Genomic DNA, 21202 nt, shown 5'->3' with positions numbered 1-21202 from the left:
ATTAGTGAAAACGGTAATCTACTGATGTTACCGCAAATCCTAATCGCTATATCATTTATTTAAATTACAGTAGTTAGACGCAAATGCACACGCTTTGGATTCAGTTATGGCTATTTTCGTCGACCCGCTTGTGACTAGTTGGTCAGGCTGGTTCGCGGCTTGGATTTTACCCGTTGGGTATAAAATTTACGGTATCAGCTCATTTGCCGGAGCATTACTATTTAGCAAGCGATGACATTGACTACTTCCTGTTACCGGTAGACCTGACTGCAATATACCCAATTGATCCAAGACAGTCGCTTGGTCCCAGTAAATATGCTCAGAGCTGATTTTTCTATTGGAGAAGCTAATAATTCCCACATGGGGAACTGATAGCTTCTTCCCTGTTGCTTCGATACCAGGTGCGAACCAATCCATACGAATAGAATGGGTAAAGTGAAGAATAAACTCATCCACTAAGCTGTCTTTGCCCACGGTGCGGGAAAGAAGCTGTAAATTTATATCCGCTGGCATTTGAGGAATAAATATATCCCTATAAAATTTTCGTAAGGGTTCTTTTCCCGTTGCACCGGTATTAACCGGTACATGAATTAATACGGGATTTTCTGTCATGGTAGCAATTGCGGTGTCGGCATCTTTTAGATCAAATTCGGCCTCGGTATGGGTTTCCCAAAGTTGAATTAAGTACTTTTCATCGTCATTGTATTCCATCTCATTCACCTTCCTATTTGAGGCGCAATATTACTGGTCGTTGAGTTAATCTATCTTGTGCCAAAGACAGTATCTCGATGTTTATAAATATCAATAAGGTCGAGAGCGTCAACAGTGAATATGACGATCTTGCAGCTACCTATAGTGATGGCTAATTTTTAGTACAGAATCAGAGTGTTTGTAGTACTAAAAGACCATAAATTATTGAAGAGGAGATGAAGGGAAATTGTTTGAATGTTTGTAGATTTAGGGAGCCTCTGAATAACTGCGTGATACCTCTGGCTTGCAAAGCGGTTCACAATCAAGACGCGGCTTCGCAGGAATGTCTAGACCTTTCAAGAAGTCGCAACGCGGAGTGTGAATCGCTCTGCGAGCCCCGAAGGGCGGGCCTTGAAGGCTACAGCTGCTGCGTTGCAGCTCTTGCCAAGGGCTACGGCCATTCGCGGCGAGCTGCGCCTAACATCTGCAGCCTTCAAGGCCCGCAGAGGCATTACGGAGTTATTCAGAGGCTCCCTCGAATGCGTTACCCGTTCTACAAAGATAACGCATTCTTAACCCTTTAGCCGCGCCAGTAATTATTGGCTGCTGCAACGGTTTGGAAGTTAATGGCAACAACCTGAGAGGAGGCGATCAGGCTGTCTGCATTTTCCTCATAGGCGGACCTCAGCTTACCCCGTACTTCATCTGAAGGCTGGGTGTATTTTACTCCCATCCTGGATAGTTTCATTGCAAGTTCAAAGCCTTGTTGTGCATTTTCAGTAATTAGGCTTTCTAACCAGATTTGCGACATGGACATCCCTCTCTACTATCGGGTTGATTGATAAAGTTGTGGGGGCTGCTGAGCCCCAGTTATTTTGTATATTTACTAAGGGTTGATATCAGTCCAATATGTATTGGCTGATATATTTGTTGAACTGAATAAGATCGAAAGAACCTCTTATTTCGAACCTTACCTTACCGATCTCGCTTAAATAAACTTCTATTTCACAGTCCAGATCAAAAGTGCCAGCGGTCTCAACAGAAAATGCTTGTATCTTGCTGAAAGGCAAAGAGGTGTAGTCTACTTTTGAGCCCGTGATACCCTGAACATTGGCGGCAATAATGCGTTTGTTGGTGAAAACTACCTGATCGCGAATAGTTTTAAAACCTGCAAAAATAAACTCCCCCTCGATCAGGAACTTATTAAAGTCATCCCTGGATTCAGAGATATCTATAGGCTTGAGTTTAAATACTGGTGAGTTTTTAAAATCTATCACGGGTTATCCCTGTAATTCTATTGGAGGAGGAGATTACCACTGTGGCGCATTAAGTTACAGATGATTTACTTTTTGCTTGTGTTTTTATGTTTAAATTTATTTAATTATTATGACAATTTCCACAATAGAGGATCGATCATAAGTAGTTGGTAATTTTTGAAATGGTTATCTCTCTATTTACTGGATTCTTGGCTCGATTATTTCAGTATCACCAGGGATAAATAGCAGTAGCTATATCTGTCTATTGATTTGCAAGGCTTCCAAAAAAAGCTGCACAGCGGGATGAGTTGTTGCACTTTTCTTGAAGGTGACAGCATTTTGTATTTGGTAGTGAAACTTCTCCGGCAGCAGGGGGTGCAGGGTTCCTTCCCCGACATATCTGCGGGCCAGGTATTCCGGTAGGAAACCCACAAAGCATCCAGAAAGTATCATCGCCAACCTGGCCGCCATATGGTTGGCTGTGGATCGCTTGGGAAACAATCGATACAGGTGCGCCGCACCAGAGAGAACAGTATGACTGGGCGCAGCTAACTCCTGCTGGGTGAGTAGCTCCTCATCAATAGCTGACACCTGGGCACAGGGGTGGCTGTTACTGCAATAGAGAATCGATTGGTGATAAAACAGGGGTTGGTACTCCAGCCCCGGTCGACGTGAATGCAGGGGGTTGATACCGATATCGGCGCGGCCTGCGAGGATTTCCAACTCGAGTTCCTGAGGGGCGGCCAGTTGTACTTCCAGGTGGAGTTGCGGGGCCTTCTCACGCAGTTGGGTGATAGTTCCGGGCAAGTTCAGTTGCGGTATTTCCAATACATCGTCGGGCATTACCAGGCGCAGGGTACCGGTGAGTTGGGATTGGATTGCATTGACCTGGCTTTTGAAGGTATCCAGGTGCCCATCGAGCTCCAAAATAGCCCGATACAAGGCCTCCCCCTCCGGGGTCAGTTTGAAGTCGGCTCTGCCTCGAGAGCGCAAGCACAACTGCATACCCAGCCGTGTCTCCAGGTCGGAGATATGCACACTGATCGTGGAGCGGCTGATATTCAGGGTGACTTCGGCAGGGGTGATGCCTCCGGCGTGCACAACCTCGCGGAAGACGCGCAGCAGGCGCAAATCCATATCGCTGAGGCGGCCTCCCAGGGCGTTTTTGGTTTTGCTCATAGCTGCACTTCCTGGGGCGCTGAGATGGTTTCTGGCTGTAGATATAATTAAAGTTTGATAAATATAAACTTTAGTTGGAAAAATACTACTATTCTCCTCAGTCAGCTGCGGCCAGAATCGCCGCATACTACTAATAACATCTATTTACTAGGAATTTTCCTGTGAAACTTGCAAATTCGGACCTGTTGAAATTTCAGAACTATATAGCGGGCGAATGGCGTGACGCTGCCGCCACTGTAGATGTATGTGACCCGGCAAATGGTGAGTTGCTGGGCCGCGTGGCCGACGGTACCGCAGAGGATGCCGAGGCGGCGGTGGCGGCGGCCAGTGAAGCCTTCCCCGCTTGGAGCCGCCGTACAGCCGGTGAGAGAGCTGCGGTTCTAAAGCGCTGGTACCAGCTGATCGTGGATAACAGCGATGACCTGGCAATGATCCTTAGCCTGGAGCAGGGCAAGCCGGTAGCGGAAGCGAAAGGTGAGATTATCTACGGGGCTTCCTTTATTGAGTGGTTCGCGGAAGAGTGCCGTCGGGCCTATGGCCAGACGATCCCGACTCACAACCCGGCCATGCGCCTGAATACCATCCGCCAGCCGGTGGGTGTGGTGTCCTGTATTACCCCCTGGAACTTCCCCAATGCCATGATCACCCGCAAGGCGGGTCCGGCACTGGCGGCGGGCTGTACTGTGGTGATCAAACCGGCCCTGGAGACGCCACTATCTGCGCTGGCACTGTGCCAGTTAGCGGAAGAAGCTGGCCTGCCCAAGGGGACTATCAATGTAGTTACCGGCAGTGATGCTCCGGGTATCGGCAAGGTTCTGACCCAAGATCCCCGTGTGGCCAAATTCACCTTCACCGGCTCCACTGCCGTGGGCAAGCAGTTGATGTCCCAGTGCGCCAGCACCGTGAAAAAAATGTCTATGGAACTCGGCGGCAACGCCCCGTTTATCGTATTTGACGATGCGGATATGAATACCGCAGTCAGCGCCTGTATGGCGACCAAATTCCGCAATGCGGGCCAGGTGTGCGTGGCCACCAACCGTATTTACGTGCACGAATCCGTGCACGATGAGTTTGTGGAAAAGCTGCGCGAGCAGGTTGCCGCCCTGAAGATCGGTCACGCTACCGATGAAGGGGTCAATATGGGCCCGATGATCTTCCGCAGGGCTGTGGACCGGGTTCAGGGGCTGGTTCAGGATGCGGTTGCGGCCGGAGCAAAAATTGAAATTGGCGGTGAGCAGCTGGCCAATGGCGATAACTTTTTTGCGCCAACCATCCTCACTGGAGTTACCGATACCATGCGTATCGCCCAGGAGGAAATTTTTGGCCCTCTGGCGGCGGTACAGAAGTTCTCCGATGAGGAAGATGTGGTTCGCCGTGCCAATGAAACGCCCTACGGCTTGGCGGCGTACGTGATGAGTGAAAACATTCGCCGTGCCAATCGTGTGGTAGAGGCGCTCGACTACGGCATGATTGCCTGTAACACCGGAGTGTTCTCCACCACTGTGGCACCTTTCGGTGGTGTTAAAGAGTCCGGCATTGGCCGCGAGGGCGGCGTCGAGGGTATGGCCGAATTTTACGAGACCAAATATTGCTGTTTCGGGGCCTGAGCCCCGGTCTGAACACAACTGGCCTGCGCTTGTCCTAGGTGACAAGCGCCCGAACAGATTTTCGGGAGCCTGTGGCTCCCCTACTTAAGAGTTTGAAACTTCAGGGAACTTGCGGAGATTAATACTATGTCTGAGATGCAAACCGATGCTTTCTGGATGCCGTTTACCCCCAACCGCACCTTTAAGTCTGCACCGAGAATTGTAGAGCACGCCGAGGGGATTTATCTCACGGAGAAAGGCGGTCGCCAGGTTATTGATGCGACTGCGGGTTTGTGGTGCAGCAATGCGGGTCACTGCCGTTCTGAAATTGCAGAGGCAATTTACCAGCAGGCAAAAACACTCGACTACAGCTCTATTTTTAATTTCGGCCACGAATTGGGTTTCGAATATTCCGAGCGCCTGGTAAAGCACACTCCCGATGGCCTGGACCATGTGTTCTTCGGTAATTCCGGTTCCGAGGCAGTTGAGAGCGCCCTGAAAATTGCCCTGCAATACCAGCGTGTACGCGGCAAGGGCACTCGCACTATGTTTATCGGCCGTGAGAAGGGTTATCACGGAGTAAACTTCGGCGGTATTTCTGTGGGCGGTATTCCTCCTAACTACCAGGGTTTTGGCCAGCCGGTGAAAGCCAACCATATGCGTCACACCCTGGATATCGAACGCAATGCATTCAGCCGTGGCCTGCCGGAACACGGTATTGAGTTGGCTGAAGACCTGGAGAGACTGGTAGCTTTCCACGGTGCCGACCAGATTGCTGCTGTGATTGTTGAGCCGTTTGCCGGTGCCGGCGGTGTGGTACTGCCTCCCAAAGGCTACCTGCAACGCCTGCGGGAAATTTGTGATGAGCACGACCTACTGCTGATTTTTGATGAAGTTATCTCTGGCTGGGGCCGTACCGGTTCTGCATTTGCCTCCACCGAGTTCGGCGTAACCCCGGATATGATCACCTCCGCGAAGGGGATTACCAATGCCACAGTGCCCCTGAGTGCGGTATTTGTCAGCGACGAAATTTATAAAACCGTGATGAATGCGGCTCCCGATGGTGCGGTGGAATTCTTCCACGGTTATACCTACTCAGCACATCCGGTTGCCTGTGCGGCGGGTATGGCGACTCTGGATATTTACGAGCGCGAAGGCCTGTTGACCCGCGCTGCCGGTGAAATTGGCCAGCACTGGGAAAATGCCCTGCACAGCCTGGCTGACCTGGACAATGTGATCGATGTGCGCAATTACGGTTTGGTCGGCGCTATTGAGTTGCGCGCGCCGCAGGATCTGAAAGGGAAATACGGAGCTAAAGTCTCTGGCATGGCCTGGGAAGCTGGAGTGATGGCCCGCGGTATTGGCGATGCCCTGTGTATGTCTCCACCGCTGATTATCGAGAAGCACGAGATCGATGCCGTTGTGGATAAACTGCGTGGTGTGATCGGCGCTCTGGCCTGATTTTGCTATTGCGGCAGCCCGTTCGGGCTGCCGTTCTCTCCAAATTACTCTTGGGTCAGAAGGAAAGAATACACTTCTCTCGAGACGCTCCGTGTATACATCCCTGTAAACTCATAATCGGCATCCATGCCTCATACGGTCCCGAGTGCAGTCTTGCCTTATTAGTTTTCTCCCTTCCTCTCCTTTTATGACCCGCAGGGCAGTTTGCGTAACTTCCCTATTGTCGTTTAGAGCTACACTGAAAATAGTGGTCTGCGGCGCGGTCACAGTCTTTGCAGAGTCGACTGCCTGGCCGCGCTCGTAGGCTGCCTTTAAAAACCGCTGGGGAAAAATTCAATTCCCTGATGGTAAGGGACTCTTCAATATGGAAAGTTACTCAACCTGGGGACTTTTCTATGTCCGCTGACACTCCTCCCCTGGCGACCGGACCTATTTTGCAGGTGTTGTCTGCAAACTGGTGGCTACTCCTGCTGCGCGGTATTGTCGCGGTGATTTTCGGCGTGCTGACTTTTGTCTGGCCGGGATTGTCCCTGTTGACCCTGGTGCTGCTTTTTGGGGTTTACGCTTTCCTGGATGGTATTTTTTCCCTGGTTGCAGCGGTGATGGGGCGGCATAAGTCCACTCCACTGTGGTGGTTGATTATCTCGGGGCTGATCAGTTTAGCTGCGGGAATTGTGACTTTTATTTTCCCTCAGGTTACCGCTTTAGTGTTGGTCGTTTTTATCGGTGCCTGGGCCCTGGTACGGGGTATCTTTGAAATTGTCGGTGCTGTTCGCCTGCGCAAGGAAATTGATAACGAGTGGCTGCTGATCGCTATTGGTGTTCTCTCGGTGATTTTCGGAGTTGCGATTTTAGTCAGCCCCGGGGCTGGTGCTCTGGCGTTGCTCTGGGTAATCGGTGCTTATGCGATTATTTTGGGACTGCCATTGATCTGGTTATCTTTCCGACTGCGCAAGCATAATAAGTCTGCTTCTTCATAACCGTTTAACTCAAATACGCTCAGTAATAAAAAAGGCCGGTATTACTTAGTAATACCGGCCTTTTCGAATTGCTATTTAAATAACAGCTTCTGTTTTTTATTGTTTAGCAGCGAGATTGACTGCCTTCGGCAATGCCCCCATTAACGCTTTGCCTTTTTTCTCCAGTGCCATACACAGCTGGATTCGCTCCTCGGCTTGCGCGAGGCTGCGCTGGTATCCGGGGGCTAAATCACCTTGCTGGGCAAAGAGTTGTTGCAGTTCGCCCAGGTGCTGTTTATCGCAGAAGGCAGCGGCAAGTGATGGGGTGCGGCGGCGGATCTGGGCCGGAATCTTATCTACTACCTTGTCAAAGTTCTGTTGCAGCCACTCCCAGTGCTGTTCCTGAACCCTGGGCTGGGCCAGGGCGTAATGGATCAGGCCAAATGATTCTCTCGGCCCCATTTCGTCGCTGAGCGCTAATGCTTGAATGGTTTCCACTTGCTTGGGATTGTTGCTGGTACCGATGGCATTGGCACTGGCATTTTCAAAGCGGGGATCATCCAGCTCGGCGCGGACTTTGATCAGGTGTGCGAGGAAATCCTCCCCCGCATCCTGTATTGCCACACTCAGGGCTGCCTGGTATAGGTCAGAGCTTAACGCCTTCGCATCCCGTTCCTGTTTAAAGCCGGTAAAGGCGGTTGCCATTTCCTGTAACTGCTTGCGCGAGTCAGGATCTTCTGCAACTTGTGCCATAAAGGTTAGCAGGTCGCTGTGCAGCATCTGCTGGTCGCTATCACTGCTATTGGCGCTGCGATTTAGTATCGGCAGGTACAGGTTCTGGGCAAAATTCAGGAATGCAGAGCGCTGGGATTCACCCAGGTAATTATCCCGGTACTTCTGCAGGTAGCGCAGTGGCATGGTGATCACCTGGCGCTTGTCCGCCACTGCGGATTTGCGCACTACTTCCAGCAGTGGTGCCGCAGTGAGATTGCCGGCCTCGAAAGCTGAGAAGGCGCTGTCGATAATGGACAGCTGCTCAGTGGCAGAGAACTGGGCAAATTGTTTAATCAGTGCCTGCCACTGCGCCTTGGGAAGGTTCCAGCGGTAGTAGCCGCTGCCCTGAGCATTGGGCATTACCCAGTTTGGGCAGGCACCGCCGGTAATCTCCAGGGTTTCCCTTGGCTCAGTCAGGATCTGGCACTGCTGCACGCCGCTATCGGTGCTGAAGCAGAAGGGGATGCTCCATTTATCGCTGGCGTCGGCGATAGGGGAGCCGAGTGGCTTGTAACGGCTCTGCTGAACCACTAGCGAGGCCTTGCCGTCGCTATTGCAGTCCATGGCGATATCCAGTTGTGGAACCCCTTTTTGCTCGACAAAGCTGCGGAAAGTCTCGGTCAGTTCCGGGGTGTTGGTTTCCTGGCCGATCACTTTGTAGAAGGGTGGTGAGTCGGCCACGCTGTCGGAGAAGGTTTCCAGGTAGCGCCCCAGTGCCGGGCGGAAGTTTTCCGCTCCGAAATAGGTGTCCACCATGTGGATAACGCCCAGGCTCTTCGAGTAAGTGATCGAATCGTAGGCGTTGCGAATATTGTTGTTGTCCGCGATGGGCTCACGAATGGCGCGGGTGCTGGCCAGGGAGTCTAGCTGCATGGCGCCGATCGCATAAGTCGCTGCGTTGAGGTCGTGCCCCTCTTCAGGTTCCATAATGGTGAGGGCCAGCGCCTCCCCCCAGGTAGCGAAACCTTCTTTCAGCCATAGGTCGTCCCACCAGGGAGGGGTGACCTGATTGCCAAACCACATATGGGCAATTTCGTGCGCATGAACTTCTACGAGAGCCAGGCGGGTGCCGGGAGCGGGGTTGTCGCCCACCAGGATACGCTGTTCGCGATAAGTAATTGCCGCAGACAACTCAGTAGCGCCACTGGGCCACTGGGGGGCGGCAATAATGTCCAGCTTCTTGAATGGGTAGGGGCGTTGCAGCTGGGTCTCGAAGGTCTCCACCATTTTGGGGGTGATATCGAGGATGTAGTTCATATCCTCACCGCGACCTTTACGGGCGAAGCCGCGCAGGGGAATGGGCTCCTTGCGGTATTTACTCGGCGGAATGGCTGGGCGCTCAACCTGGTCAAATGGGCCCACTGACAGGGACAGCAAATAGGTGGACATCGGTGGTGTGGTGGCGAAAGTGACTTTCTCCATGCCGTCACCTGCCGCTTCGCGCTTCAGCTCGGGCCCATTGCTAATCGCTGCGTAGCCTTCGGGTATTGTCAGGCTGACAGTAAAGGGGGCCTTCAGGCCTGGCTCGTCGAAGCCGGGTAAATACTTGCGGGCCTGGATCGATTCAGATTTTGCCAGGGCATAGGCATCGCCCTGCTCCTCGACCTTAAAAAGCCCGGCCAGGTTGCGATCAAATGCAGCACTGTAGTCGATATGCAGTTTGAAACTGCCCGCATCGATCTTCTCCGCAAACTCTACTGCGGCAACACCACTGTCCAGTACTTCCCGGTATTCGGCCGGAATCTGGCGGCCGTCATCGAGCTGTGCGTAGACTTCGCGCACATCCAGGTTTTTGCCATGCAGCCAAATATGTCGGGCACCTTCCGCCAGCTGGATATCGATATCCACCTTGCCGGTGAAGGAGTCTTTGCGCGGGTCCAGCACCAGTTCCAGCTGGTAATCCAAGGGGGTAGTGCCCTCGGGCAGGCGCCCTTCGGGAGCCTTATCAAAATCGAGGCCTTTAGCCTCGATTTCCTGGGCAGTACTGGTTTTTGCTGGTTCCGATGCTTTTTCTGCGGGGTTACAACCTGCTACTGAGAGCAGGGCCGCGGTTAGCAGGGTGAGCGGGATGTTCTTTTTCATGGTAGGGGGAGCACTCAGCCAAAAGGCTGATTGTACCGCTTTGGAGAAAAATTATGCGATGCAAATAGTTGGGCTGAGGGGAAGGTGGGAGGAAACCCGGCGGTGAACGCCGGGTTTCTGTGGGGAGACCTACAGGTGCGGTACGGTCAGGCTAGAGACCTTGCTACTGCTGTAGGGCACTGTGATAGTGTAATTGGTATTTTCCGGCTTCTGGTAGATATAACCCTGAGTATCGATGGCCAATACTACACGGTGGCCAACCGGGACATCGTAGCTGGTGGTGAAAAAGTCCACTTCGAACTTTTGTTTTTGCCCAGACTTGTCTGAATGCAGGGTAATGGGGGCATGAGTTATCAGGCGTCCCAATCCCAGCGGACCCACATCGTAGAGGTGCACGTTGAGTTGCACTTCTTTTTTGCTGGGTTCCACCCACATTTCGAGTTTGGGTTCGCCGCGAATCTTCAGGGTTTCCCGCTGAATCGGTGATTTGTACTCGATGGCGTAGTAGCCGTTGATAGCGATCATGGGCGCGTAAGCGGGGATACCGAAGCCTTCCAGTGCATCGGAAACCAGCGGGATGCCGGTGCCTGCAAAGGTATCTGAGCCGCCGTGGAATTCGTTACTCCAGCTCCAACCGTCGTACTTGTCGCTCTCCATTTTTGCATTGTTAAACATGGTAAAGCGTGGCTGCAGGTACCAGGTGGTGCTTTCGTCCGTTACCGGGTAGTCCTCGAATTGCTCCAGCTCATTGCTGATGCGCACAGTCATATCCACCTTGGGTTCGGTGTCGATCCCGTTGTCCTCGCCTTTAAGGTGGTGGTCGAACCAGCGGAAACTGGTGGACCAGATATGGCCATTGTTACCGGTAAGAGTCTCGGTAATCGCGTGGGTGCCGGGGTTTAGCATGAGTTTCTTGGGCCCTTCGAGCAGGGAGTAGAAATCGGTCATGCTATTCGGCTTAAACAGGTAGTCGGCGAAATTGTTTGAGAGCAACACCGCTGTGCCGTTTTGATTGATTTCGTCCACGTAACTCATTGCGGAGCGCTCAGCACCGAAATTAATTACCTGTTCCATATTTTCGCCGTCGCGCAGGTTGCTCCATACCTGCTCGAGTTCTGCTTCTTTCTGGAAGGCCGTAGTAACAAGCAGCGTGCCCCAAACCAGGTTGACGGTTTCATTGGGGTACAAAGCTTCTACTACATCTGCCCAACCGGATAGCGCAGCTACTGCATCGACGCGAGGGTGCTTGGCAGCACTCAAAAGTGAAATTCCACCGCCGTAGGAAATTCCGGCCATACCCAGCTTGCCCACCGGGTAATTGGTTTCCAGCCAGTCGATCAGGACTCCCACATCGTTAAGGCTGTTATCCCCTGCGACGTCAACAAGTCCTCCCGAGTGCCCAAATCCCCGGGTGGAGTAGCTAAGCACCAGGTAGCCGTTTTCTGCCAGCTCTTTGGCCTGGAAGTGGTACTGGTGCTTCTCCAGCCCCCAGCTGTTGGTAAAAATAACGGTGGGGTAACCGTCTGCTGGTGCGGGCGTTTCCGGGATAAATAAATTCGCATCCAGGACCGTACCGTCAAAAGAAGTAATATCCACGTCGGCGATATATTCCGGTGCCGACCAGGCATGAGCAGACATTAGGGCGCCGCCAAGCAGCGCCAGTAGTGGCTTGGTATTCATTAGTTTTCTCTCATCTGATGAAATCATTATTATTTTTTTGACCAGGATTCCCTCCTTGGTCGACCCCGTACTATAGGAGTTCATCCTAGTTTTGTACGTAAACAGGGCTAAATTTGAGACGTTTGTCTCGCTTCATGTCGCAATCTGCTGCAGAAAACTGTTTGTGAACAGCTATCTATTTTGTGTCTTTCCGGTCACACAAAAACAGACGAAAAGCCGTTTTGTGATCAAATTGATCTTTTTTTGATCAGTGAAAACCGGTACTGTGTCGTCTTCGCTAATCAGCTAGGGAGGGCTTCAGCAACAATGACTCGGTGGCCCGAACTATGGTTTCTCGTTCAGTTGTTCTATTAGTACTTTGTTTCGGATTTATTGCTTCAGCCTACGCTGTGCCGCGTGGTTTGGGGGAGGTGACCTGGTATGAAGTCGACAGTGATAATTTTCGCGTGATTACCGATGGTGATCCCAACGCAGTCAAAAGTCTGGTAGCAGACCTGGAGCGCTATCGCGCAGTGGCCTTGGAGTTACTCGATGCAGATCCAAAAAGCGAGCGATTAACTATTTATGCGGCCGCAGACCGGGACACCTATGCAAACCTGGTGGGTGTTGAGCTGGCGGATATGACCAATGGTTTGTTCGATACCTCTGCTGAGGGTAACTATGCCCTGGTAAACCTGGATGGTCGCAGCGTTGAGAGGCAGCTCAAAGCGCGCGAATTCCTGTTCCACGAATACACCCATTTTCTGAGCTATAACGGCAACACCACCCACTACCCCTATTGGTATAGCGAGGGGTTTGCTGAATTTATGGCAACCATGTCCTTCCCGGAAAAAGGCACCTACGAAATTGGCTCCATTCCCAGCGAGCGGGCCATGACCCTGATGTATACCGGGCTTATGCCCCTGGAAGACCTGTTGCGCGCGACGGTGTACAACACCGATGCGGACGAAAAGGCAGATGTCTATGCCGGAGGTTGGATTCTGTCTCACTGGTTGATGATGAAAAGCGGCAAGCAGGATAATTTCGATAATTTCGTCAAAGCCTATAACGATGGTGCCGACCCAGTACTTGCCCTGGAAGAAGCGCTGGGAATGTCGGTGAAAGAAATCGAAAAGGCCTATGTAGCCACTTATAAGGCGGATAGCTTTGAACATTTTAGTGGCGCTATCCCCGCGGACTTTAAAGAGGCCAGCCCTACGATTAAACGCCTCAGCAAAAGAGAGTCGGTGAGTATCCTGGCTGGATTTATCGCCCAGTCTGGTTACAACCTGCTGGCCTTGGATGAGTTGATTGAGTATGCCTACAGCACGGGTATTTACAGTACTGAGCTGGCTGCGATTAAAGCGAGTGCCGATCTGCGATTGGGTAATTTCCCCCAGGCCAGCCACCTTTTGGCCAGTGTCCCCACTAAGGACCGAGGCCAGCTCTGGTACTTGAGTGCCCATGCCTGGTTAACGGTTAATCAGCAGGCGGTGGCGCCCGGTAGTAAGCGGGATCTTCGCAGCTTGAAAATGGCGCGGGAGGAGTTCGACTTCCTGGTGAAGGAAGAACCGAAAAATGCATCTCACTGGTTTGGCCTGGCGATGGCTATGGAGATGCTGGATTACCCCCGAGAGGAATATCTGGAAAAGCTGGAGCAGGCTTACAAGCGTGCCCCCCGTGAGCTGCATATTGCCCAGTGGCTGGCAGAAGAGCTCTACCAAAAGAAAGATGCGGAGTATTTTGCCCGAGTGGCGAAGCCGCTGATGTTCGAGCTCCCAGACGAGGAGCAGAACAAAGAAATAAAAATGAGGTTGGCAGAGCTGAAGGGCAAACCCAAGTCATCATAGCAACCATAAGAGCGCTCACTGAATAAAAAAGGCTTGTCACTCTGTGTAAGAGACATCCGACATTCGCCAACGTATATTTGCCCGGCAATTGACTTTGCCGGGCTTTTTTTTTAGGGGATAATTTCCCAGCAAACTGGTACGATTTCTGTAACAGCGGCAATTCCATATTGCGAAGCATAGCGTGCGCGTTAAGGGTAATGCTTCTCATAGAATAAGAAAGGGTGCACTGTGAGCAGAAAACGGTTTTTCATTATATTTCCGCTATTTGTCTTAATATTGCTGCTTGCCGCATGCGAGAGTAATAGAGATCCTGTTATAGAAAACTCAAAGGTTTTAACGGAATCTCCCCAACAACCAATACCAACGCCGCAGAATAAACAGCCCGCAAAGCCGCAATTTGAAAATTATGTAGAGCAGGGAGATTTGCCAGCCCTGTTAGAGAGAGGTGTATTGCGCCTGTTGGCCCCAAGGGGTCCCCAGGAGAGCGCCTTACCACGAGAAGGACTACCTGCAACAGAGTGGCGAAAACTTGCGGAAAGTTTTGCTCGTAGCCGCGGATTAAAGCCTCAGTGGGTTTACGTAGATAACTTTTCCGATTTAATTCCAGCGGTTGTTGATGGACGTGGGGATGTAATTGCCACTAATTTTTCCCGCACCGAAGAACGCAAGTTATTACTGGGTTTTACCCGCCCATTACAATATGTTGATGAGTTGCTAATTACTCATAAAGAGTTCGAGGTGGAAGAGGCTGTGCCCTTACAAGTCGTGCTGCGGCGGGGCAGTGCATTTGCTGAAACCCTGGAGCAGCAAGCCGATAGGGAAAATTACAGGATCACTTACCTCGATAAGCCGGTTGCAACCAGCGAGCTTATCGCGGCTGTAGCAGCGGGTGAATACCCCGCAACAATTATTGATAGTAATTTGGCCGATGTATTTCTAACTGATTACCCGCAACTCACAGCCACCACAGAACTCGATTCCCGCAGGCCTATCGCCTGGGCTGTACGTAAAGATGCTATCGCTTTGAGACGTGAGTTGAATGAGTTCTTTACCGCTGAATTGGTATTGGCCAGTCAGAACCGAGAGCAGCCACTGAGAGATTGGCAGGCAATAAAGGAGAGCGGAACTTTAAGGGTGCTTACTCGCAATCACCCCGCTTCCTACTTTATCTGGCGCGGTGAGTTGATGGGGTTTGATTACGATCTGCTAAGGAAGTTTGCCCGTGACCATAAATTACGCCTGAGCATGGTTGTGCCCGATAAAGATCAGGATTTGGTCGAAGCATTGAATGATGGAATGGGGGACATGATTGCTGCATCCCTTACTGTTACCGAGGCCCGCCGCCAGCAGGGATTGGCATTTTCCAAGCCTTATATGACAGTTACGGAACAGGTAGTAGCTGCAAAATCAAATGTGCTTGATAAAGAGCTACCCCTTCCCGAGATCCTGCTTTCAGGGCAAACAGTAGTGGTTAATCCCACCACGAGCTATCACGAGAGTCTGGTCAATATAATGGAAAAGCAGCACGGGCAAGATATGGTGCCGCTACAGATCCATCGTTTAAAAGGCGCTACCAGTGAGTTTCTTATTGATGCAGTAGCCAGGGGTATTTTTCCCTATACCGTAGTTGACTCACACTTGGCCGCCATTGAGAGAACTTACCGGGATGACTTTACTGTAGTGGGGGAGTTGCCAGGGGAGCGAGATATCGCCTGGGCCGTTCGAACTGGCCAGCCGGTATTATTGGAACAACTGAATAACTTTCTGAACAAGCACAATCGGGACCTGTTCTTTAACGTTACTTACAATAAATATTTCAAGGAGCAAAAGCGTATCCTCCGACATCAAGGGCAGCGCCTGCGCAGCACTGATGAACTATCGCCCTTTGATCCCATAGTAAAGAAATATACTGAGGCTACCGATAGGGATTGGCGTATGGTGGTTGCGCAGATGTACCAGGAGAGTCAATTTAACCCCCAAGCGCGCTCCTTTGCCGGTGCTCAGGGCTTGATGCAGGTATTACCGCGGACAGCACGACAGATGGGAGTTAACAATTTGTATGATCCTGAAAACGGTATCCGCGCAGGTGTATCTTATTTGGGGTGGCTGGATAAACGTTTTCCTGAAAATATACCCCTAGAGCAGAAGATCTATTTTACCCTGGCTGCATATAATGCGGGTCACGGTCATGTCAGGGATGCCAGAGCGTTAGCCCGACGACTGGAGTGGGACCCTAACCAGTGGTTTGGCCATGTTGAAGAGGCCATGTTGCTGCTGTCCCAGCCTGAATACTATCGCGATAGCCGTTTTGGTTATGTGCGCGGCAGGGAGCCAGTTAATTATGTGCGTGAGATACGGGATAGATATATTGGATACTTATCTACTCGGCAGAGTGGTAGTGGCATTTGATTATTGATGTGGACTATAAAGAACGAAGAAAGCAGGCAAATACTATGCCGTGTTTGCCTGCCGATCTTAGAGGGATTAATACTAATTATTATTCATTAAAGAGGAAAATTCTGGGTGTGTAACGATTTTGTTTATAAGGTCAGATACTGCGGGCTGGAAGGCTTGTGCTACTTGTTGACAAGCTTTATCAGCAACCCAGTTTGTTGAAAAAGGATATATCGACTCTACCTGATATCCATTATGAGACGAAGAGGAAATAGTAGCTGAAAGCTTCCATTTTCCAGCACCTATGTTGGAGTTAAAATCCAATTCAGAGATTTCACCTCGAATAGAAACTTCCGAGCTTTCATCATAAGCCTCAGCCATCTTTAGCTCATTGATAAATGCATTATGGATATAAGACTCGAATGTTTGGTCATTTTGATTTTTAATGGGTCCTGCAGCTCGGCAGCCAATAGAAGAGCGCTCTTTGCCTGAAACAGATGAAAATTTATCAACAGAAACTCTGTTCTCACCAGCTGCCTTGATAGCATTTACATTTTCTGGAGTGGCTCCATAGTTGGTAGTTACATAGCCACAGCCGATCATATAAAGGGTTGAGAAAACTACAGAGAAAAGCTTAATTAGCTTCATTGAAACCTCTTCTTTTGTATGTTTTTTAATCGTGTGCGATATTGTTCGTCGAATATTTTACTATATTTTTATAATTAATAGAGAATTTTGTTGTGTATGGGTCTACTCTTCAGTCTTTCAATCTTACTTGTACTAAAGAAGCGAGAGTTTCTTGCGGCCCCACTTTTTTTGCTCCACCTAATATGTAAAGGGTATTACCGATAACTACTGCTCCGTGACCGTGTCGTGCCTGGGGCAAATGACCCTGATTGTTCCAATCATCTGTGACTGGATCGTAAATCCAAATATTGTTAAATGCAGTACCGGTCTTCCAGTTGCCATTGGGGCCAAATGCCTCACCGCCGGTAACTATTAATTTATTATTTAATGGGGTTGCTGTGAGCCCGGCAGCAGCCTGGGGGAGGGGGCGGATCTTTTCCCATTTATCCAGGCTGGGGTCATAAACTTCGGCATAAGTTAGATTCCTGGCCTTGCGACCATTGTCGCTAACCTGGCGGCCACCAACTACATAAATTCTGTTATTTAAAGTTGCCCCACCTGCGGAGTTTCGCTTGATACTGGCTGGTGCTGCTTGCTCCCAATGATCTCCTCTTGTAAGCACATAATGAAAATTTGTATCTCTATTTTTAGACTGTTCGTTGGGGGCCTTACCGCCAATGACATGGATGTCTTCCCCAATGTTGGTGTAAATAGATTCAGCCAAGGGCCGGGGGAGAGGGCTGGTTTCTATCCAATGTTTATATTCGCTGGAAAGTTTATAGACGGTATTTCGGGCTTGCCAAGCGCTATCAGAATCGCCAAAAAATCCACCTATGCCATATAGGCTGTTGGAGTTACTGGCCATACCGAGGTGATGTCTTGACTCTGGTAAATTGGGTCCTGGTCTCCAGTTTTGTTCCCTTAGAGAAAAGATATGTGTTTGTTTAGTTGGAGAGAGACCGAAGAAAACCGCTGTATCCGATGGGATAAATCCCCCTGCTACATAGATCTCGCCAGAAAAGACTGCGGGGTATATCTCCTGTAAAGGTATTTCCAGGCTGGGAAGGCTTGATATAGATAGGCTGGAATTAGCCTCATTAGCGGTTAGATTGACTCCACCAAAAGTTAGGGAAGCTAAGCTGGAATATTTAATAAATGATCTTCTGGATAGCGCCATGGTAATAAAAACTCTCACACTGACTGATAAGGAATACCTATTGATTATAATTTTTTACCTAAAAATAGGCTAAAAGGGTCATTTTTATAGTGACTGAAAGGGTCGCAATCTTCAAATCCATAACGGCGATAGAGGGCGATTGCGGGAGCAAAAGCTTCAGCGCGACCTGTCTCCAGCTTTATCTCTTTATATTTACGTTGCTTTGCCTCCTCCAATATTCTTTCTATCAAAGCGCGGGCAACACCTTTGCGCAGGAATAGAGAATGAGTTTTCATGGATTTTATTTCGCCCAAATCAGGGGTGATCTCTTTTAGGGCACCACAGCCGGCCAAAACTCCATCAATTCTCGCTCCCCAAAAGGTAATCATAGGGTCATTTAACTCATCAGGATTTAGTGCGTGAACGCTTCCAGGTGGGGAATGTCGGTACATTTCCCGTAGATGAGTTTCAAGAAGATTGTTAATGGAACCATCGGACAGGTCGTCTAATTGTACTGATATATACATCTTTATTTGATTGTCTTTCTTTTTAAAACAATGGTTCAAATAGGAACGCCCTTTAAACTTTTAGGCTTTGAAATGTCACTGTAACAAGATTTTTAGAGAAGGATAAGTATAAGTTGGCTGGTGCAATAGATATGCTTTATTAGGGGGCATTGAGATAAAATATATCATTTTTTGCACCGTTTTATTACGCGCAATACCCAGCCAAAAGCCTGGTAAGGGAAACTAAGGGCTGGATATTGCCCTTAGTTCAATATTAATAGCTAGTTTAAAGAAGATTTAAAGTAATCGCTTCCCGATATTGATACAGCGTTCTCCGGAGTAGCGATGATTTTTTAGTGCCTTTACCAATATGGGCTTAAGTTGTGGTTTTTCTTTTAGTGACTTAGTAATCTCATTTACATTTTCTCTAGAGCACATTAGCGGTAGGGCGTAAGCATAAGCAGTAAGCAATTCCTGAGATTCATCCTCATTGACCTGAGCCAGTGAATCAAAAATGGGTTGACCGTGAATGTTAAATAGCTCTATTTGCTCTGGTGCAAAAAGGGACTCTGTAATTTTTCGAATTTCGCTTAACTTGAATTTTTCTCGATTAGATATAAGGTTAGCTACCCACTTTGATTTGTTTTCGGGTTGGGGGCGAATAACTTCAGCAGATAGTGCGTTGAGTTTAGATCTGTCGGAGTTATCTTTTTCCAATTCTCTTGTGATTGCCTGCTCATAATCTGAGAACAGATAACGATTCTGCAACTTGATAAGTTTCCAGCGCATATCAGGATTGAGTTCCAGTCCTTTAATGGCAAACTCTCCCATTAATAGGTCTCTAGCATGACTTAATGCTGGAGTGGAGTGGGCGATATTGGTAAAAACACCAAACCAGACTTTTTGTTGATCACTACCTTCAGCCGCCTCTAGTAGTTGACCCCAGACAAAGCTCTCAACGGTCTGAGTAAGTTCGTTACGGCGCTTTGTGCTTAGGGGGATTTGAGTCAGAAAATCGTAAGTGAATTCAATATATCTGGCATTCAAACGAATAATATTGATGTCCTTTTCGTCGGCGCCATTATTCACTATAAAACTAATATACTCATCCAGAGGCAGTTTTGCGTCATAGGTGCTATCAAATAGGCTTTGCCAGAACATTAGTCGTGCAAACGGTTCTTCAATATCATTGATATGCTGAGCCATATTCTTGATGGTAACTTCATCCAGATTTACCTTCACATAGGCCCAATCTTCTTCATTGGGGTATAGCCCCTCTGGGCAGGGTAGCCCCACGGCTTCTTTTACTTCGGTTCTGGCACCACTATAAAGCACTGGAAGGGTTGCAACCCGTTTCATACTTCCAGCTTTCATTTGGTAAACCCCCAGCTGTGTGCGCTGTTCCCTTAATATCGGATATTCCTCTGGTGCTGTTTGCTGAATTACCAGATGATTGATTTGGTCATCATCGCACTGGAAGCTGGCTTCAATTGTGTTGAGGCCGGCCTGGTAAAGCCACTGTTGCTGCCAGGAATTAAGATCTTTATCCGCAGCTTTGCCCAGGTGGTTGATAAAGTCATTGAGGGTTGAATTGTCATAAGACAAAGCCTTTAAGTAATTACTGACGCCTTTGCGAAATTCTTCTTTGCCCAAATAGTAGGGCAATTGCTTGAGTACTGAGCCGCCTTTGCCATAAGTAATTCCATCAAAATTGGCAAAGGCTTCATCAGTATTGTTAACTGGAAGTTGGATAGCGTGGGTAGTGGGGCGTTGATCAGTGTGGTAAGCCCATTGCTTGGCGCCTAAATAATAGTTCTCCCAGGCTGTAGTGAATTCGCTATTTTCGGCTAGAGCCAGATTGGCCATGTAAGTGGCAAAGCTCTCATTGAGCCAGAGGTCATCCCACCAATTCATGGTGACCAAATTACCAAACCATTGATGGGCCAGCTCATGGGCAATAACATTGGCGAGGCGCATCCGCTGGGCCTGGGTCTTTTTTCCTCGGGATATGTAAGAATCGTTAAATGTTACAGCCCCAACATTTTCCATAGCGCCGGCGTTAAAATCAGGAACTAGTATTTGATCATATTTTTTAAATGGATAATCAATTTCAAAGTAGGGCTGAAAGAATTCAAAGGATTGTTTGGTGAAGGTAAACCAGTCTTCTGTTTTTACGTAATTTGCCAGGCTCTGTCTTGCCATTAAGCGAAGGGGGATATCTCCTGCCGTGTCTTCCCAGATGTGGTAAGGACCTGCATGTAAAGAGAATATGTAAGATGAAAATTTCTTGGTTTGAGGGAAAAACCAGTGGTTCGATTTTCTTTTCTCTTCTACTCTCTCCTCTCTTTCCGCGCTAACTACTACCCAGTCTTTTGGAGCCTTTACATCCAGGGTGTAACGCGCTTTCAAATTGGGTTGGTCAAAATGTGGGAATAGGCGATTGGCATCATAAGGTTCAAAGTCCGTATATAAATAGACCTTTTCGTCTTTGGGGTCTTTAAAGCGATGTAATCCTGAGCCATTGTTAGAGTACGGGTGTTGATAATTCACCGTAATCGTGTGGGATATTTCTGGTAGATTTTGATAATCAATAGAAATAAAGTAGTTGTTGTACTCAAATGGAACAGATCTTCCATCGACCTGGATTGAATCAACCGCACCACCGGAAAAATCGATAGTGAGCGGCTGTTCGAGTATTTTTCCAAAATTGATATCTGCGTGCACAATTCCGGAGAAGTTCTTAGCTTGACTATCCAGATTGATGCTTAGCCGATAGTCCACTTCAGCAATTTGCTGACGACGAATGTCAGCATAAGATTCTGAAAGTCCTGGGGCTGTGGTTCTAATAGGAGATGAAATTTTCTTTGCTGGTAAGTTTATTTCTTGCTTAGTAGTTCTTTGCTCACAGGAACTTAATAAAATACCACATAGAATCGCTATAACCACTTTGTACTTTAGTAATACATTTGTAAGGCGAATATATTTGTTCATGGCGCTATTTTTAATATAGAGTTATTGAATTA

The 21202-nt window shown here is 49.0% G+C and carries 15 protein-coding genes; 5 read left to right on the top strand and 10 right to left on the bottom strand.

Annotation, left to right across the window (positions count from 1 at the left end; translation table 11 throughout):
- Positions 1 to 186: 186 nt before the first annotated feature.
- The 4 genes from ACJJIM_RS18645 to ACJJIM_RS18630 form a co-directional block, all read right to left on the bottom strand.
- The gene (locus ACJJIM_RS18645) at positions 187 to 711 is read right to left on the bottom strand and encodes a nuclear transport factor 2 family protein (protein ID WP_444911707.1); all 525 of its coding nucleotides are present in this window, start codon (positions 709 to 711) and stop codon (positions 187 to 189) included.
- A 559-nt stretch (positions 712 to 1270) separates the two neighbouring features.
- Positions 1271 to 1507 (bottom strand): hexameric tyrosine-coordinated heme protein, encoded by a 237-nt coding sequence (locus ACJJIM_RS18640; RefSeq protein ID WP_444911706.1) that lies wholly within the window; start codon positions 1505 to 1507, stop codon positions 1271 to 1273.
- An 82-nt stretch (positions 1508 to 1589) separates the two neighbouring features.
- Positions 1590 to 1967, bottom strand: coding sequence for a PH domain-containing protein (locus ACJJIM_RS18635; RefSeq protein WP_282930901.1), 378 nt, complete (start codon positions 1965 to 1967; stop codon positions 1590 to 1592).
- Positions 1968 to 2198: 231 nt separating this feature from the next.
- Positions 2199 to 3125, bottom strand: a complete 927-nt coding sequence (locus tag ACJJIM_RS18630) for a LysR family transcriptional regulator (protein WP_444911705.1) — start codon at positions 3123 to 3125, stop codon at positions 2199 to 2201.
- A gap of 161 nt (positions 3126 to 3286) precedes the next feature.
- Between ACJJIM_RS18630 and ACJJIM_RS18625 the strand changes: the two genes are divergently transcribed.
- The 3 genes from ACJJIM_RS18625 (at position 3287) to ACJJIM_RS18615 (ending at position 7152) form a co-directional block, all read left to right on the top strand.
- Positions 3287 to 4732, top strand: coding sequence for an NAD-dependent succinate-semialdehyde dehydrogenase (locus ACJJIM_RS18625; protein ID WP_444911704.1), 1446 nt, complete (start codon positions 3287 to 3289; stop codon positions 4730 to 4732).
- 126 nt (positions 4733 to 4858) lie between these two features.
- Complete coding sequence (locus ACJJIM_RS18620; protein WP_444911703.1) at positions 4859 to 6172, top strand: aspartate aminotransferase family protein; 1314 nt, start codon at positions 4859 to 4861, stop codon at positions 6170 to 6172.
- 395 nt (positions 6173 to 6567) lie between these two features.
- The gene (locus ACJJIM_RS18615; RefSeq protein ID WP_413663632.1) at positions 6568 to 7152 is read left to right on the top strand and encodes an HdeD family acid-resistance protein; all 585 of its coding nucleotides are present in this window, start codon (positions 6568 to 6570) and stop codon (positions 7150 to 7152) included.
- A 96-nt stretch (positions 7153 to 7248) separates the two neighbouring features.
- Here ACJJIM_RS18615 and ACJJIM_RS18610 read toward each other — a convergent pair whose 3' ends face one another.
- Positions 7249 to 9987 carry a M1 family aminopeptidase gene (locus ACJJIM_RS18610; protein ID WP_444911702.1) on the bottom strand — a complete coding sequence of 913 codons (2739 nt, stop codon included), beginning with the start codon at positions 9985 to 9987 and terminating at the stop codon, positions 7249 to 7251.
- A gap of 129 nt (positions 9988 to 10116) precedes the next feature.
- Positions 10117 to 11667 (bottom strand): alpha/beta fold hydrolase, encoded by a 1551-nt coding sequence (locus tag ACJJIM_RS18605; RefSeq protein WP_444911701.1) that lies wholly within the window; start codon positions 11665 to 11667, stop codon positions 10117 to 10119.
- A gap of 326 nt (positions 11668 to 11993) precedes the next feature.
- Between ACJJIM_RS18605 and ACJJIM_RS18600 the strand changes: the two genes are divergently transcribed.
- Positions 11994 to 13496, top strand: coding sequence for a hypothetical protein (locus ACJJIM_RS18600; RefSeq protein ID WP_444911700.1), 1503 nt, complete (start codon positions 11994 to 11996; stop codon positions 13494 to 13496).
- Between the two features lie 423 nt (positions 13497 to 13919).
- Positions 13920 to 15905 (top strand): transporter substrate-binding domain-containing protein, encoded by a 1986-nt coding sequence (locus ACJJIM_RS18595; protein ID WP_444911699.1) that lies wholly within the window; start codon positions 13920 to 13922, stop codon positions 15903 to 15905.
- Positions 15906 to 15986: 81 nt separating this feature from the next.
- On the opposite strand, the gene ACJJIM_RS18590 is transcribed toward ACJJIM_RS18595, so the two are convergent.
- From ACJJIM_RS18590 to pepN, 4 genes are all read right to left on the bottom strand, one after another.
- Positions 15987 to 16538, bottom strand: coding sequence for a hypothetical protein (locus tag ACJJIM_RS18590; RefSeq protein ID WP_413663628.1), 552 nt, complete (start codon positions 16536 to 16538; stop codon positions 15987 to 15989).
- A 109-nt stretch (positions 16539 to 16647) separates the two neighbouring features.
- A complete protein-coding gene (locus ACJJIM_RS18585; protein WP_444911698.1) occupies positions 16648 to 17694 on the bottom strand; it encodes a Kelch repeat-containing protein in 1047 nt (348 codons plus the stop codon).
- Positions 17695 to 17738: 44 nt separating this feature from the next.
- Positions 17739 to 18239 carry a GNAT family N-acetyltransferase gene (locus ACJJIM_RS18580; protein ID WP_413663626.1) on the bottom strand — a complete coding sequence of 167 codons (501 nt, stop codon included), beginning with the start codon at positions 18237 to 18239 and terminating at the stop codon, positions 17739 to 17741.
- 237 nt (positions 18240 to 18476) lie between these two features.
- Positions 18477 to 21170, bottom strand: coding sequence for an aminopeptidase N (pepN, locus tag ACJJIM_RS18575; RefSeq protein ID WP_444911697.1), 2694 nt, complete (start codon positions 21168 to 21170; stop codon positions 18477 to 18479).
- Positions 21171 to 21202 lie beyond the last annotated feature (32 nt).

It is taken from the genome of Microbulbifer maximicatervae (SeqCode) (assembly GCF_052467615.1).
The sequence above is the reverse complement of the archived record's forward strand: the minus strand, read 5'-3'. Positions and strand labels throughout refer to the sequence as shown.